The sequence below is a fragment of the uncultured Litoreibacter sp. genome (assembly GCF_947487515.1).
Lineage (GTDB): Bacteria > Pseudomonadota > Alphaproteobacteria > Rhodobacterales > Rhodobacteraceae > Litoreibacter.
Genome location: NZ_CANKWO010000001.1, coordinates 516,412 through 532,033, shown reverse-complemented (window position 1 = coordinate 532,033; position 15,622 = coordinate 516,412). Strand labels below are relative to the sequence as shown.

Sequence of the window (15,622 nt, the reverse complement as noted above, 5' to 3'; positions counted from 1 at the left end):
TATGCCTGATCTTCTGATTGAACTCTTCTCCGAAGAAATTCCCGCCCGTATGCAGGGCAAAGCGGCCGAGGATCTCAAAAAGCTGGTCACCAATGGCTTGGTTGAGGCGGGGCTCACCTATGCTTCTGCCGGTGCCTTCTCAACGCCGCGCCGCTTGGCTTTGTCGGTGGAAGGGCTGCTGGCTGAATCGCCTGCGGTCAAAGAAGAACGCAAAGGCCCCAAGGTTGGCGCGCCAGAGCAGGCGATGGCAGGCTTCCTGCGCTCCACCGGCCTGACCGAAGACCAGCTGGAGGCCCGTGACGACAAGAAGGGCCAGGTTTGGTTTGCCGTGATCGACAAGCCGGGTCGACCTGCTGCCGAAATCGTGGCGGAAGTGCTGGAGCACGCGGTGCGCAACTTCCCGTGGCCCAAATCCATGCGTTGGGGCACTGGCGCGCTGCGCTGGGTGCGTCCGTTGCATTCGATCCTGTGCATCCTGTCCGATGAGGCAGGGGCCGAGGTGGTGGACCTAAACATCGATGGCATTGCATCAGGCAACACCACGCAGGGCCACCGCTTCATGGCGCCGGATGCGTTTTCTGTAACGTCTTTCGAGGATTACGCGGTAAAGCTAAAGCGTGCGAAGGTTGTGCTGGATGCCTCCGAGCGGGCCGATCACATCTGGGCGGACGCCACCAATCAGGCCTTTGCGCAGGGCATGGAAGTGGTCGAGGATCGCGGCCTTCTGGCTGAGGTCGCAGGGCTGGTGGAATGGCCTGTGGTGCTGATGGGCAAGATCGAGGAGCAGTTCCTTGACCTACCGCCAGAGGTTTTGAAAACCTCGATGAAAGAGCACCAGAAGTTCTTCTCGGTCAGGAACCCGAAAACCGGCCGGATCGAGCAATATGTGACCGTCGCCAACATCGAGACCGCCGACCAAGGCGCCACCATTCTGGCGGGCAACGGGCGGGTTCTGTCTGCACGTTTGGCCGATGGGGCGTTCTTCTGGGAGAACGATCTGCGCATCGCCAAGGGCGACAAAATGCAGCCGTGGATCGACGCGCTGGAGAATGTGACCTTCCACAACAAGCTGGGGTCGCAGAAGGAACGCATTGAGCGCATCGCCGCTTTGGCACGCGAGATTGCCCCTGCGGTAGGCGCTGATCCTGATCTGGCAGAGCAGGCGGCGCGGGTCGCCAAGGCTGATCTGTCGTCCGAGATGGTCTATGAATTCCCAGAGCTGCAAGGCCTGATGGGCCGCTACTACGCTGATGCGGCGGGGATGCCGGCTGAAGTGGGTGCTGCGTGTGAAGAGCATTACTCGCCCTTGGGGCCGTCAGATGACGTACCAACAGCACCCGTGTCGGTTACAGTGGCGCTGGCCGATAAGATCGACCTGCTGACAGGGTTCTGGGCGATTGACGAGAAGCCAACAGGCTCGAAAGACCCCTTCGCGCTGCGCCGTGCGGCGTTGGGGGTTATTCGGTTACTTCTCGAAAATGACGTCGAAATTGGTTTGAAGACACTCTGGAAGCCGTCGGTGGTGATGTTGATTTCTCAACTCAAACTATCGGGTGACACGTCTATCTCCGAAGACCTCCTCTCCTTCTTCCACGACCGCCTGAAAGTCTTCCTCAAAGACAAGGGCATCCGGCACGACATCATCGACGCTTGCATTGCGATGGAGGGCAGCGACGATTTGAACCTTCTGGTGAAGCGGGCAGAGGCCTTGTCAGAGGCGCTGAAAACCGACGACGGCGAAAACCTGATCCAAGGGTTCAAGCGTGCCAACAACATCCTGTCCAAGGAAGAAGAGAAAGACGGCGTTTCCTATGAGTTGGATCCTGATCCCAAATTCGCCGAAGGGGACGAGGAAAAGGCCCTGTTCAAAGCGCTCGACACAGCCGATGGCGTGATCAAACCGGCGATGGGGCAGGGTGACTTCGCCACAGCCATGGCCGCTATGGCGCAGCTTCGTGGTCCGATTGATGCGTTCTTCGAGGCCACGCAGGTCAACGACGACAACCCGATCGTGCGCCGCAACCGCCTGTGTTTGCTGCACCGTATCCGCGTGATCTGCGGCGGGGTGGCCGATTTGACCAAGGTCGACGGGTAACACCCGTCATAAATCGTTAACATAGATGTGCGTCACGCTTGCGCGGGCGCACATCTGCCCTATGCTGCGCCGCAGTATGTTGGACCATTTGAACTTTGAGCTGATAACGCCCACCGCAGCGATCCACCGGAAGCTGCATGGCGCGCGGGCGAAATGCCTGCAGCGCCTTGTCCGGCTAGATATGCCTGTTCCAGATACGGTTGCGATCTCAATTCCGTCGGTGCGGGCGATCGCCAGCGGGCATCAGCCCGAAATGGCGCGGCTGTTGGATTACTTCGGCAGTTGGCCGGTTCTATCCGTGCGCTCCTCTCCGATGGAGACGGATTGGGGCGGGCCAAGCACCATCCTCAACATCGGGATGAACCGCAGCAATGAGGCCTTCTTTGCCTCGCGTTTGGGGGCAGGCGCTGCGGCGGCCTTGCATTTGAAATTTATCCGCTCCTATTCGGTCGACGTGGCGCGGTTGGACGACGAAATCTTCGACATCCCCGACCTGACAGTCGACAAAGCGCTGGCAGCCTATGAGGACGAGACCGACGAGGCCTTCCCGCAGGACGTGGAAACGCAGCTTTATCAAGTGCTTAAGTCTTCAGCGCGTGCGTGGGAAGGGACCTCGGCCCGTTTGTTGCGCATGTCCAAGGGGGCACCGGAAGACGCGGGTTTAGGCCTAGTGGTGCAGCGCATGGCCTTCGGCATGGGCAAAGGCGAAAGCGGCGCTGGTGTGATCCAATTCGTCAATTCCGAAAGCGGTGATGCGCAGGAAGTCGGACGTTACAAACGCCAGAGCCAAGGGCGAGACGCGCTAAGCGGGGCGCATGAGGACACCATTTTCCTAACGCGTGACGACCGTGGAGAGTCGCTGGAAGAATCCCAGTCAGAGGTGTTCAAAGAGCTGTGCCGCCTAGGTGACGTCAGCCGCACCGGACTGCGTGAAGAGATGCAGATCGAGTTCACTCTGGAAGGGGGGAACCTCTATATTCTGGATGCAGTCACCGCCCCGCGATCGGCGCGTGCCGAGGTTGCAGTGGTGACCCAATTGGCCAATGACGGCATTATTTCGCGCGAGGATGCGGTGCTGAGAATTGAGCCGCGCGCGATCTCCGAGCTGTTGCACCAGCAAGTGACGCCGGATGCCGTGCGTGATCTTCTGGCCAATGGCATTGCCGCTAGCCCCGGTGCGGCGACGGGCAAACTGGTGTTTGATTCCTTTGCTGCCCAGACTGCCGCCGCTCAAGGCGAGGCCTGCATTCTGGTGCGTCGTGAAACTAGCCCCGAGGACGTGCGCGGCATGCATGCGGCCAAGGGCATTTTGACAGAACGCGGCGGGGCCAATGGTCATGCGGCGGTCATCGCGCGCGGCTTGGGGCTGCCATGTGTTGCGGGGGCCACCGGTGTCGTGATCAACACCAAGGCCCGCACATTGACCTCAGAGGACGGCCGTGTGCTGGGCGAAGGCGATGTGGTGACGCTGGATGGAACCAACGGTCAAGTGATCGCGGGGGCCGTGCCATTGATCGAAGCAGGTCTTAGCGGGGCCTTCCGCGAGTTGTTGAGCTGGGCGGATGACCTGCGCGACATCGGCGTGCGGGCGAACGCCGACACGCCAGAAGACGCCGAGGCGGCTGGCCTGTTCGAGGCAGAAGGCATCGGGCTTTGCCGGACGGAACATATGTTCTTTGGCGAGGATCGCCTGACAGTGCTGCGCGAAGCCATTTTTGCCGAAGACGCCGAAGATCGCGCGGCGGCTTTGTCGCGGCTCTTGCCGATGCAGCGTGCCGACTTTCGGGACATGTTCCGCATCATGGCTCCGCGCCCCGTTTGTTTGCGCCTCTTTGACCCGCCCTTGCATGAATTTCTGCCCTCCACCCGTGCCGGTATCGTGGAACTGGCCGACGCCATGGATATGAGCGCACGCGAGGCGCAGGCGCGTATTGACGATCTGTCGGAAGTGAATCCCATGCTGGGGATGCGCGGGGTGCGTCTTGGGCTAACCGTTCCCGAAATCTACGAGATGCAGGCGCGCGCGATCTTTGAAGCTGCGATCGAGGCCTCGTCGCAAGGGGCGGCTGTGGTTCCTGAAATCATGATCCCCTTGGTGTCTGCCAAACGCGAAGTAGAGATCGTAAAGTCACGGATTGACGCGGTGGCGGCTGACGTGATGAGCGAAACAGGTGAGCGCCTTGAGTACCGCTTTGGCGTCATGGTCGAGACCCCGCGCGCAGCTTTGCGGGCCGGTGACATCGCAACCCACGCCAGCTTCCTGAGTTTCGGCACCAATGACATGACGCAGATGACCTATGGGCTGTCACGCGATGATGCGGGGCGGTTCATGTCTGATTATGTCAACCAAGGTGTCTTTGCGGAGGACCCGTTTTTGGCCTTGGATCAGGACGGGGTCGGGGAGCTACTGGCGCTGGCCTCGGAGCGGGGACGCCAAGTGCGTTCGAAGCTGACCTTATCGGTCTGTGGTGAACACGGCGGTGATCCCGAAAGTATCGCGTTCTGTCGCTCTTTGGGTATGGATTACGTGTCTTGCTCGCCGTATCGCGTGCCGGTCGCACGACTGGCCGCAGCCCAGCTGGCGATTCGCGATCCGCTTGAAGCAGACGATGTTTTCGAGTTTCCCGAAGATGCCGGTATTGTTCCGGATCTGTGAATTCCCACAAAATATTGACGATTTAAACTGATTTTAGCGGATTTTGCGGTGCTGCGCGGGGGATGGCTGGATTCCTTAACGCTCAGGCAGTATGTCCCTCGTCTTGTGATCAGAGGGGATCATCATAGCGGGGATATGCCCCAAGGTAGCGAGTAATGAGCTTTATTCAGGCAACAGCAAAAGCTGTAGGCGCGGCGTGCATGATTTTGACCGCTGGAATTGCTGCGGCGGACGGGGCGAAATCGTCTTCGACAGGGACGTCTTTGGCCTTCAGTTCGGCGATCGTGCAGTCGGAAAAACTGTACCAAGACGGCTTGGCTTCCGTGGACAGCGCCAGATTGGTGAAAATATCAACGCCCCTCGGCCGCAAGGCTGTCGGCACGGGCAAGCTGATCACAGATGCAAAAACGCTGAACGCGCTGCCCTCCGCCACCGGTGGCCCAGAGTGGCGCTGCTTGTCTGAGGCCTTATATTTCGAAGCCCGTGGCGAGACGATCAAAGGCCAAATCGCGGTGGCTGAGGTCATTTTGAACCGCGTGTCTTCCTCGCGCTTTCCTGACACGGTCTGCGGCGTGATCAAACAGGGCACAGGGCGCAAGTTTGCCTGCCAGTTTACCTATACATGTGACGGGCGGCCCGAGCATATCAACGAACCCGCCGCCTTTGCCCGTGTGGGCAAGATTGCGCGGATGATGCTCAATGGGGCACCGCGCACATTGTCGGGCGGGGCAACCTTCTACCACACAACGGCGGTGAACCCGCGTTGGGCCTCCAAGTTCCGCCGCACAGCGCGCCACGGCGTTCACCTGTTCTACGCGCGCTCCTAAGCCCCGCAGACATGGGTGAATAGGTCGCAAATGGGGTGTGCGCATCCTGAACCGGCCTGCTAGAGAGGCGCGTGACCCCGCTTTGCGATTTAGAAAGCCCGACCATATGAGTTCTGACATTAGACTGGCGTTTGCGCATCCAAGCGAGCGCGCCGAGGCAACCTCTGGCGGTGAGCTGCGCGACCGAATTTCGCTGCGCGACCATATCCGTGAAGTAGAGATCGGCGCGTTTCAGCAAGAACGCGGCACATTGCAGCGCATCTGTTTTAACGTGGTTGTGGAGGTGCAGCTGCCGGAGTTGACCGGCGCGGGCGGGGTGGATGATGACGTCGACAAAATTCTGTCCTATGACACAATCACCGAGGCGATCGACCGCGAATTGCAAGCGGAACGCCTGAACCTTCTGGAGACATTGGCGGCGAAAGTGGCCGAGGATATTCTCGCAGATCCGCTGGCCGCACGGGTGTTTGTGCGCATTGAAAAACTGGACCGCGGCCCCGGTGCCCTTGGTGTCGAGATCGTGCGCGACCGCGAAATGCTACGCGATGTGGCCGAGACCGCAGTTGAGGTGGCCCCATTGGTGGCTTTCTTGGGGAATGACGTCATCGGTGCTGCGGAATTGGGCAAGGCGCTGGATGCTTTGGAGGCATCAGGCGCGCCGGTCATACTCTGTGTGCCGGTCGGTGGTGAACCCGCTCCGAAGGCAAAGCACCCCGCCGCGCAACGCCGGATCGACCTGTTGGCGTTGGAGCAAAATGCGTGGGTGCTGGCCGCATTGGATCGCCGCTGCGTCGTGGTGTCGACCCGCACAGAGCTGGATTGGGCCATGAAGCATGGTCAGATGAGTGTCTGGGCCCCGTCGAAGTTGGTTCTCGATGCCACGGATGGGCCCGAAACCGATACGCGAGATGCAGCTGCTTTGGCCGAATGGTTGGCTGGCGAATTTGATGCGGCGCGGGTCGTGTCGGTCGGGGATATGGCGCATGGGGCGGGGGAGGTTCTTTCCTTTGAAGAGTTGTTGAACTCTGCGCCATTGCTTGGGTAATCTAAGCCTATGCCTGTCTACTTTCGCCCGATTGTCTGTGCTGATGCAAAACGCCCTGCGGATGCGGTTTCCCTGCACGGTGGCCCGTTGTGGTTCAATCAGGTTGAGCCATTAGAGCGCGGGATCAGCCACGCGCTGATGCCCGCCTCGGATATGCCCTTTGAACATTTGCAAACCTTGAGTGAGCCACATGTTTTGGCCGGTTTGCCCAAAGACAGGGCGGCGATCATGGGGGTGCTGAATGTCACGCCTGACAGCTTCTCGGACGGGGGGAAGTATTCCGCACCGCAGGCTGCTGCCGCACATGCGCAAGTGATGCTTGAGGCGGGTGCAGATATTTTGGACATCGGGGGGGAAAGTACGCGCCCGGGCGCGGCCTTTGTGCCCGAAGCGGAAGAAATCACCCGCACGGCACCGGTTATTGCGGCCCTCAGGGAGGCCGGCGTGACGGCGCCGATTTCCATCGATACACGCAAGGCGGCAGTGGCGCAGGCGGCGTTGGCGGCGGGAGGGACGATGCTTAACGATGTCTCGGCCATGACCTATGATGCCGAGATGCCAAATGTGGCACGAGACAGCACAGCCCCCATTTGCTTGATGCATGCCCAAGGTGATCCCAAAACCATGCAAGACAGCCCGCAGTATGACAATGTGCTGCTGGATGTGTTTGACCACCTTGCCGCGCGCGTCGCCGCAGCGCAAAAGGCTGGTATTCCCAAGGAACGGATCATCGTGGATCCCGGCATTGGCTTTGGCAAAACTCAAGCGCATAACCTGACCTTGATCCGCAACCTGAGCCTGTTTCACACCTTGGGCTGCCAAATCTTGCTTGGGGTTTCACGAAAACGTTTCATTGGTAACATTGGCGGGGCCCCACAAGCGGAAGACCGCGCATCTGGATCGGTGGCTGTGGCATTAAAAGGGCTTATGCAGGGTGTTCAGATCATCCGTGCACATGATATAGATGCGCACCGGCAAGCCTTCGCTTTATGGCGCGCGCTACATACCTCATAATTTGACCCGCGCAGCAACGCGGGCAGAACAAACAGGAAAGCCCTTCTATGGCACGGAAATTCTTTGGCACCGATGGGGTGCGCGGGCGCGCAAATACATATCCAATGACCGCAGATATGGCCTTGAAGCTGGGGGCTGCCGCTGGGCGCTATTTCCGAAAAGACCAAAGTCGCCACCGCGTGGTCATCGGGAAGGACACGCGATTGTCCGGCTATATGTTCGAGAACGCTTTGACGGCCGGATTTACCTCTACGGGGATGGATGTGTTGCTGTTGTCGCCGGTGCCAACTCCCGCTGTGGGTATGTTGACCACCTCGATGCGCGCGGATGTCGGTGTGATGATCTCTGCGTCTCACAACCCGCATTACGACAATGGCATTAAGTTTTTCGGCCCCGACGGGTTCAAACTGTCGGATGAGGACGAGATGGCGATCGAAGCCATAATGGAAGAGGAGATTCGCCCCGCTCAATCCGAGAACATCGGCCGTGCGAAGCACATTTACGACGGGCGTTTTCGCTATGGCGAACGGGTGAAGTCAACGCTTCCGGAGGGTATGACCCTCAAGGGCCTCAAGGTTGTGATCGATTGTGCCAATGGGGCTGCCTATAGAACGGCTCCGGAAGTTCTGTGGGAACTCGGGGCGGAAGTGATCCCCGTCGGTGTGTCGCCCAACGGCTATAACATTAACGAAGGCTGTGGCTCGACAAATGTGACCACCGCTGCCGAGACGGTTGTGGCTCATGGTGCGGACGTGGGCATCTGCTTGGACGGTGACGCCGACAGAGTGATGATTTTGGACGAGACCGGCGCAGTTGCGGACGGGGATCAATTGATGGCCCTCATGGCCACCCGTTGGGCTGACGAAGGGCGCTTGAAGGGCGGGGCATTGGTGGCCACCGTCATGAGCAACCTCGGGCTGGAACGTCATCTGGAATCCAAAGGCCTGCGCTTGGAGCGCACCGACGTTGGCGACCGCTATGTCGTCGAGCGGATGCGCAAAGGCGGCTATAATCTTGGCGGGGAGCAGTCGGGCCATATCGTAATGACCGATTATGCGACCACCGGCGATGGCTTGGTGGCGGGGCTGCAATTCTTGGTTGCGATGAAGCAGCTGAACAAACCCGCAAGCGCCTTGGTCTCGCAATTCGAACGATGCCCGCAACTGTTGGAAAACGTACGCTATTCAGCGGGGCAAATGCCGCTGGATGAGGCCTCGGTGAAGGCCGCGATCAAGGATGCAGAGGCGGCTTTGGACGGCAACGGTCGCTTGTTGATCCGCAAGTCAGGCACCGAGCCGCTTATCCGCGTCATGGCAGAATGCGAGGATGAGGCAAAGCTTGCGCAGGTCGTGGGCAGCGTGGTTTCAGCCGTTCAAACCGCTACCGCCTGAACAGGTCTGCCATAGCGCGTGACTGGCTGATTGCGATGCCCGCGAGGATAATCGCAAGAGCGAAAAACATTTGTTGGGGAAGGGCTTCAGCCATGAAGCTCACCCCGAAAATGACGGACCAGACCGGCACCTGATAGCTTGTTAATGTCATGAAAAGTGAGCCAGCGGTCGTGATAACCCGCACACGAATTACCGTGGCCAATGCGGTCGGGATCAGCGCTGCATATATCAAGGCGGTCGTGGGTTTCATCGGGTAGCTTTGGGGCACGCCTTCGGTGATCACCGCAATCGGAACAAGAATTATGGCGGCCACCAGCAAGGAGGCCGTTGCAAAGGCGATTGGTGGCATCTTGGGGGAGCGGCGGGTGATCACAGACCCGGATGCGTAGCAGGCCGCCGCGCCAAGACAGGCAAGGCGGCCCAACCACTCGGCCTCATGGCCGGATGTGGCTGTGGCTCCTGGTCCGACGAGGATGAACAAACCTATGAACCCCAGTGACATCCCGATGATGCGGCGCGGACCGATGCCTTCTTCTTTGGAGAACAGGTAGACAAGCGGCAAAACCAGCAAAGGCACCGCCCCCATGGCAACCCCCGCAAAGGCGGATGGCACGAATTGCTGCCCCCAGCTTAGCAAGGCAAAGGGCAGGGCAATTGCGCCTGCACCAATAACGCCGGCAAAGGCCCAGCCCCGCAGGGAGGGGATGGTGTTCAGACCTTGCCCCAAGGCTGCGCCAAAAACCGCGAGGGTGACACCGCCAATGGCTGTGCGCCAAGCGGCGACGCTCCATGGGCCAAAGCCGTCCAGCGACAGGCGCACCGACATAAAGGCACTGCCCCAGATGATGCCAAGCGACATGATCAAAAGCCAGTTCACCAATCCAGGGTTTTCGGGGGTCGGGGTGCTCATGTGACCACCGGTAAATGAAAAAGGCGCCTCTTGCGAGACGCCTTTTCCGAATTCATCCTATCGCTCGGCCTGAGCCGAGAGAAAAGGCCTTAGTTCTTTGCTTTGTCGACCATTTTGCCAGCAGAGATCCATGGCATCATGGCGCGCAGCTTGCCGCCAACCAATTCGATCTGGTGCTCGTCGTTGGAGCGACGCGAAGCTTTGAGTGTTGGCTGGCCAACAGCGTTCTCAAGCATGAAGTCGCGCACGAATTTGCCGGACTGAATGTCGCTAAGGACCGCTTTCATGTTCGCCTTGGTTTCTTCGTAAGGCAAGATGCGCGGGCCGGATACGTACTGGCCGTATTCCGCAGTGTTGGAGATCGAGTAGTCCATGTTGGCGATGCCGCCTTCATAGATCAGGTCAACGATCAGCTTGGTTTCGTGCAGGCACTCGAAGTAGGCCATTTCAGGCTCGTAGCCAGCCTCTACAAGGGTCTCGAAGCCCATGCGGATCAGCTCTACGATGCCGCCACAAAGAACGGCTTGCTCGCCGAAGAGGTCGGTTTCGCACTCTTCACGGAAGTCGGTTTCGATGATGCCGGAACGACCGCCACCGATGCCGGAGCAATAGGACAGGCCGATTTCCAGCGCTTTGCCGGATGCGTCGCGGTCAACGGCAACGAGGCAAGGTACGCCGCCGCCTTTGGTGAATTCGCCGCGCACTGTGTGGCCCGGACCTTTTGGCGCCATCATGATGACGTCGATGCCTTCTTTAGGCTCGATCAGGCCGAAGTGTACGTTCAGGCCGTGGGCGAATGCGATTGCAGCGCCTTCACGGATGTTGTCGTGGACGTATTTCTTGTATGTTTCAGCCTGCAGTTCGTCGGGCATTGTGAACATGATCAGGTCAGCCCAAGCCGCAGCTTCGGAAATTTCCATAACCTTCAGGCCTTCACCTTCGGCTTTCGCCTTGGAGGAGGAGCCCTCACGCAGAGCGACAACAAGGTTTTTCGCGCCGGAGTCGCGCAGGTTCAGCGCGTGGGCGTGGCCTTGGGAGCCGTAGCCAAGGATGGCGACTTTTTTGTCTTTGATCAGGTTAACATCGCAATCGCGATCGTAGTAAACGCGCATGTCGGGCGTCCTCATATAGGTTTCGATTGTGGGCCAACATATAGGCTGGGGCTGGGGGTGCTAGAGTTAAAGCGATGATATATCTGTAAGATATATGCCCTGGCATTCGTGATTTGGCTAATGTATTAAAAATTCATGCTTGATGATGTTGATCGCCGCCTTTTGCGTTACTTGCAATCTGATCCGACTGCTCCTGTGTCGGACTTGGCTGAGCGATGTGCAATCCAGCCCGCCACCGCAGCAAGGCGGCTTGAGAAGCTCACCACGAGCGGCATCCTGAAAGGCCAATACGCGGTGATCGATTGGGCAAAGCTTGGGTTCGCGGTCGAGGTCTCCTTGCGTTTCACGCTGGATAAGACCGCGCCACGGGCGTTCGATGATTTCCAAGACGCGGCCCGCAACATACCCGAAGTCATTGCCATTCAAACCTTCCTTGGCCGTGTGGATGTGCGTCTGTCAGTGATTGCCCGCGACATGGCGCATTACCAAAGCCTGTACCGCGACCACATCTTGACCCTGCCGCATATTGCGGAGTTGGAGGCCTTGATGCATGTGGCCACGATCAAGACCACCGAGACGTTACCGATATGAGTTGGGACGCCATAGATTTCGCCATCCTGCGCGCCCTTGGGGCGGATGCAACGTTAAGTGCGGGGGCTTTGGGGCGTGAATTGGGCCTCAGCCAACCCGCCACATGGCGGCGTATCAAGCGGTTGCAGGACGAGGGCGTGCTGGCTGGCCGCCGCGTTGATCTGGACGCGGAGGCGTTGGGGTTTGGCGTCACGGTGTTCCTAGGCGTGAAGCTCGCCACCAAAGGGCGCGTTAGCCTTGAGGACTTTGAGCGCGCGGTGACCGCCATCCCCGAGGTGCAAACCGTGCAACATGTGCTGGGCCTTTATGATTACCGCCTGCGCGTGGTCGCTCGTGACCTGTCCGATTTCGAACGCGTCCTACGCCGCCGCGTCATGACCTTGCCGGGGGTAGGGGATGTGGAGGCCAACGTGCTGCTGAGCGAGGAGCGATTGGCGGGGCCGTTGTGACAGTCCCCGACCGGCTTAAGTGTAGCGTTTAGGTCGGGCATCTATATGCGTCTGCTTGAACGTTGGTAGCGACGTCGCTGGAGGTCGAATTCGTTAACACAAAAGCGTTGCCACCACGTGCCGCGACTTCATTCCGAACCTTGTTGAAAGCGCTCTCAGCATCCCCCGCTATATCAAAGCCCAGAGATTCTGATCCAGAAACAGGTCCTAAGAACGTACACTCTGAAGTCATCGCTGTAGATATTTGTCGTACCAACTGAGCACCTGGCGTCAACTCGGTGCTACATGAGGCAAGCAAAAAAATGAAAAAGGGGAAAGTAAATTTATGCATTATGAACTCCGTGAAAATAGAGCTTTTGTAGATCACTAAATACCATGAGTATGAAGTGAAAAACTTCAAATTAACCCGTGCATCCTCCCAAAATCCCTCCTAACGTCCCTTCCAAACTCAGGAGGTTACCCCATGTCTGCATTGCTCGAAAACGTTGATCCCGATGGTCTGCGCGAATTCTCGGTGGTGTTCACCGACCGCTCGTTGAACTCCATGTCCAAGGCCTTTCAGGGGGTGATGACCGATATCTCGGGGATGTTGAAAGACGTCTATAAGGCCGAGGCCGTCGCCGTGATTCCGGGCGGTGGCACCTATGCGATGGAGGCCGTGGCCCGCCAGTTTGCCCGCGACCAACGGGCGCTTGTGGTGCGTAACGGCTGGTTTTCCTACCGCTGGTCCCAGATCATGGAAGCGGGCGGCTTGCCGTCCGAGACCACCGTGATGAAGGCCCGCCAAACTGGCAACGACACCCGCGCGCCGTTCCAGCCGTGCCCGATTGACGACGTGGTGGCCCGCATCCGTGATGAAAAACCAGCTGTGGTGTTCGCGCCGCATGTGGAAACCTCCGCCGGTGTGATCCTGCCCGATGACTACATCACAGCCATGGCCGACGCGGCCCATGAAGTCGGCGCGTTGATGGTGCTGGACTGCATCGCTTCGGGCTGTGCTTGGGTGGATATGCAGGCGACGGGCGTGGATGTTCTGATCTCCGCGCCGCAAAAGGGCTGGTCGGCCACGCCATGCGCAGGGCTGGTGATGATGTCCGCCCGCGCACGCGCCAAGATCGACGAGACCACATCCGACAGCTTTGCGATTGATTTGAAGAAATGGCTCACCATCATGGAAGCCTATGAGGGCGGCGGTCACGCCTACCACGCGACGATGCCCACGGACGGCTTGCGCGGCTTTCGCGACACGATGCTAGAGACCCGCGACTACGGTTTCGAGAAACTCCGCGCGGCGCAATGGCAGTTGGGCGACGGCGTGCGGGCGATGTTGAAAGCCAAAGGCATTACCTCCGTCGCCGCCGATGGCTTTGGTGCGCCTGGCGTGGTGGTCAGCTATACAGACGATCCTGCGGTGCAAAACGGGTCGAAATTTACGGCCATTGGTGTGCAAATCGCGGCGGGTGTGCCTTTGCAATGCGACGAGCCGGACGATTTTCGCACCTTCCGCCTTGGGCTGTTCGGCCTTGATAAGCTGTATGATGTCGAGGGCACATTGAAGGCGCTGCAAGAGATCACGGACGAAGTGCTTTAACGGGCACCAAGCCCAAGTCTCATCAGTGATTTTCGGATCGAGGCGGTGTCATGTATCGCCCCGATCCCTGCCGATCGCAGGTCCCTGATCCATTCGGTTTGCGACATGGATGCACGGTTCAGCAAATCGATCCCCGCCACCCGTAGCTTCACGGCAAGATGGCGTTTTTTGTCATAGGCATCCAACATGTCTTTGCTGCCCAAAGTGTGCAAATGGCTGAGGTCCAGCAATTCGCTCAGATCAGTCAATGACATATTCAGCCCTTGAGCCCCAATGGGGGGGGCGACATGGGCAGCCTCTGCGATCAAGGCGACGCGCTCGGCGCTGAAACGGTTGGCGACCTGTGCGATGATAGGCCAAATGCTGCGTTTGGAGGCCAAAGTCAGCGGGCCGAACAGGTGGCATGACCGCTCCGACATTTCGGCGTTGAAGGCGTCTTCGGGCAGGGCGTGTAGGCGGGCGGCCTCGGGACCGGTTTCCATCCAAACCACGGCTGAGCTGGGCGAGCCGTTGTAATCGGGCAGGGGTACCAAGGTGAATGGCCCGCCGGTGCGGTGGATCTCGGTTGAAACATTGTTGTGTGGCACCGGATGGGTGACGGCGAAGGCCAGCGCTTTTTGTCCATAGCGCTTGGTTTTAACCTCGATCCCCATGTTTTCACGGATCAGTGAGTTGCGCCCGTCTGCCGCGATGACCAGCTGCGCATCTTGGGTGGTCCCATTGCTGAGCCAAAGTTTGGCAGAAGCAGAACGGGTGAATATTTTTGTACAGGCAACGCCATGCAGGAATTCCACATTGGGGAGCTCGGCCAAACGGGCGACCAACTCTCGGCGGATCAACCAATTGGGCAGGTTCCAGCCAAAGGGCAGTTCCGAGATGTCGGCGGCATCGAAATCGCGGGTCGCGCGGGGCGTTGCCGCCTCGCCGCCGGCATCGACGATACGCATGGTTTGCAGGGGCATGGCATGGGGGGCAAGTTGATGCCAGACGCCCGCCATCTCCAACACCGGAATGGCAGGTTGCAAGAATGCGGTTGACCGCAGGTCGGCCCCGTCCGCATCTCGTTGAGTGACGGGTGGTGCTGGGTCAACACAGGTGACATTGTATCCTTGGCTGCCAAACAGGCATGCCGCTGTCAGGCCTGCGACGCCACCACCAGAGATGAAAATATCCGTGCTCATGCAGTCAACCTATGTCGCCACTGACGCGAGGCCAAGGGTCATGGGATCAGCTGGGTCAGAAAGCCGCGCAGATCGTCGGTGTGATGGTGAATATGGGGTGCGGCTTGCGGGGTTGGGGCCACATGCACCGTGCGCAGCCCCATGGCATGCGGAACGGCCAAATTGCGCGGATCGTCCTCGAACATCGCCGAAACGTCGGGCGAGAGCCCATCCAACGCGAAGACTTTTTCAAATGCAGATCGATCAGGTTTAGGGTGAAAATCGGCGTGTTCTACGCCGTAGATTGCATCAAATTCACCCTCTAAGCCACGGGCGTTTAACACGTTTTTTGCATAGGGCGCGGTGCCGTTTGTGTAAATCACCTTGCGCCCTGGCAAAGCGGATATCGCATCGCGCAACAACGGGTCGGGATCGAGAACCGTAAAGTCAATGTCATGCACATCGCTCAGGTAGCCTTCTGGTTCTACGTTGTGAAGCCGCATCAATCCCGCCAAAGTCGTTCCGTGTTCGCGCCAATATTTGGCCCGCAGACGGTCTGCCTCGGCGCGGTCGACACCCAGCTCTTTCATCACCCAATTGGCCATACGGACTTCAATCTGGCTGAAAAGCTGCATCTGTGGCGGGTAAAGCGTGTGATCGAGATCAAACACCCAAGTGCGTATGCGAGAGAAGTCAAAGGATGGCATAAGCGCGACTTTAGCGTTCGGAGGGCGGACTGCAACGGGAATAATGCGGCGATAAACTTGCACCAAGCTGGGCA

The 15,622-nt window shown here is 58.8% G+C and carries 14 protein-coding genes; 9 read left to right on the top strand and 5 right to left on the bottom strand.

From position 1 onward, the window contains the following. Position 1: 1 nt before the first annotated feature. The 6 genes from glyS to glmM all read left to right on the top strand — a co-directional run bounded on the left by glyS (position 2) and on the right by glmM (position 9,028). Complete coding sequence (gene glyS / locus Q0746_RS02550) at positions 2-2,095, top strand: glycine--tRNA ligase subunit beta (RefSeq protein WP_298256883.1); 2,094 nt, start codon at positions 2-4, stop codon at positions 2,093-2,095. A 61-nt stretch (positions 2,096-2,156) separates the two neighbouring features. Continuing rightward, positions 2,157-4,751 (top strand): putative PEP-binding protein, encoded by a 2,595-nt coding sequence (locus Q0746_RS02545; RefSeq protein WP_298256881.1) that lies wholly within the window; start codon positions 2,157-2,159, stop codon positions 4,749-4,751. 155 nt (positions 4,752-4,906) lie between these two features. Then, positions 4,907-5,578 (top strand): cell wall hydrolase, encoded by a 672-nt coding sequence (locus tag Q0746_RS02540; RefSeq protein ID WP_298256879.1) that lies wholly within the window; start codon positions 4,907-4,909, stop codon positions 5,576-5,578. A 106-nt stretch (positions 5,579-5,684) separates the two neighbouring features. Next, the gene (locus Q0746_RS02535) at positions 5,685-6,623 is read left to right on the top strand and encodes a dihydroneopterin aldolase (protein WP_298256877.1); all 939 of its coding nucleotides are present in this window, start codon (positions 5,685-5,687) and stop codon (positions 6,621-6,623) included. 9 nt (positions 6,624-6,632) lie between these two features. Beyond that, entirely contained in the window at positions 6,633-7,637 is a 1,005-nt protein-coding gene (folP, locus tag Q0746_RS02530) for a dihydropteroate synthase (protein WP_298256875.1), read from the top strand. Positions 7,638-7,684: 47 nt separating this feature from the next. Further along, complete coding sequence (gene glmM / locus Q0746_RS02525) at positions 7,685-9,028, top strand: phosphoglucosamine mutase (RefSeq protein ID WP_298256874.1); 1,344 nt, start codon at positions 7,685-7,687, stop codon at positions 9,026-9,028. Here the strand turns inward: glmM and Q0746_RS02520 are convergent. Both Q0746_RS02520 and ilvC read right to left on the bottom strand, forming a co-directional pair. Next, complete coding sequence (locus Q0746_RS02520; RefSeq protein ID WP_298256872.1) at positions 9,018-9,938, bottom strand: DMT family transporter; 921 nt, start codon at positions 9,936-9,938, stop codon at positions 9,018-9,020. The two genes, glmM and Q0746_RS02520, sit on opposite strands and share 11 nt — an antisense overlap. An 89-nt stretch (positions 9,939-10,027) precedes the next feature. Next, the gene (ilvC, locus tag Q0746_RS02515) at positions 10,028-11,050 is read right to left on the bottom strand and encodes a ketol-acid reductoisomerase (RefSeq protein WP_298256870.1); all 1,023 of its coding nucleotides are present in this window, start codon (positions 11,048-11,050) and stop codon (positions 10,028-10,030) included. Between the two features lie 135 nt (positions 11,051-11,185). On the opposite strand from ilvC, the gene Q0746_RS02510 reads away from it, so the two are divergent. Next, positions 11,186-11,641 (top strand): Lrp/AsnC family transcriptional regulator, encoded by a 456-nt coding sequence (locus tag Q0746_RS02510; RefSeq protein WP_298256868.1) that lies wholly within the window; start codon positions 11,186-11,188, stop codon positions 11,639-11,641. Continuing rightward, positions 11,638-12,090: an Lrp/AsnC family transcriptional regulator gene (locus Q0746_RS02505; RefSeq protein ID WP_298256866.1), complete on the top strand. Its 453-nt coding sequence runs from the start codon at positions 11,638-11,640 to the stop codon at positions 12,088-12,090. Before Q0746_RS02510 ends, Q0746_RS02505 begins: the two co-directional genes overlap by 4 nt. Positions 12,091-12,118: 28 nt before the next feature. Here the strand turns inward: Q0746_RS02505 and Q0746_RS16675 are convergent, their stop codons facing one another. Beyond that, a complete protein-coding gene (locus tag Q0746_RS16675; RefSeq protein WP_363322726.1) occupies positions 12,119-12,421 on the bottom strand; it encodes a DUF4156 domain-containing protein in 303 nt (100 codons plus the stop codon). A gap of 132 nt (positions 12,422-12,553) precedes the next feature. Between Q0746_RS16675 and Q0746_RS02500 the strand changes: the two genes are divergently transcribed. Beyond that, positions 12,554-13,681 (top strand): aminotransferase class V-fold PLP-dependent enzyme, encoded by a 1,128-nt coding sequence (locus tag Q0746_RS02500; protein WP_298256864.1) that lies wholly within the window; start codon positions 12,554-12,556, stop codon positions 13,679-13,681. On the opposite strand, the gene Q0746_RS02495 is transcribed toward Q0746_RS02500, so the two are convergent. Continuing rightward, positions 13,678-14,862: a UbiH/UbiF family hydroxylase gene (locus Q0746_RS02495; protein ID WP_298256862.1), complete on the bottom strand. Its 1,185-nt coding sequence runs from the start codon at positions 14,860-14,862 to the stop codon at positions 13,678-13,680. The genes Q0746_RS02500 and Q0746_RS02495 overlap by 4 nt on opposite strands. Positions 14,863-14,900: 38 nt before the next feature. After that, the gene (locus tag Q0746_RS02490; RefSeq protein WP_298256860.1) at positions 14,901-15,548 is read right to left on the bottom strand and encodes a pyrimidine 5'-nucleotidase; all 648 of its coding nucleotides are present in this window, start codon (positions 15,546-15,548) and stop codon (positions 14,901-14,903) included. Positions 15,549-15,622: the final 74 nt, after the last annotated feature.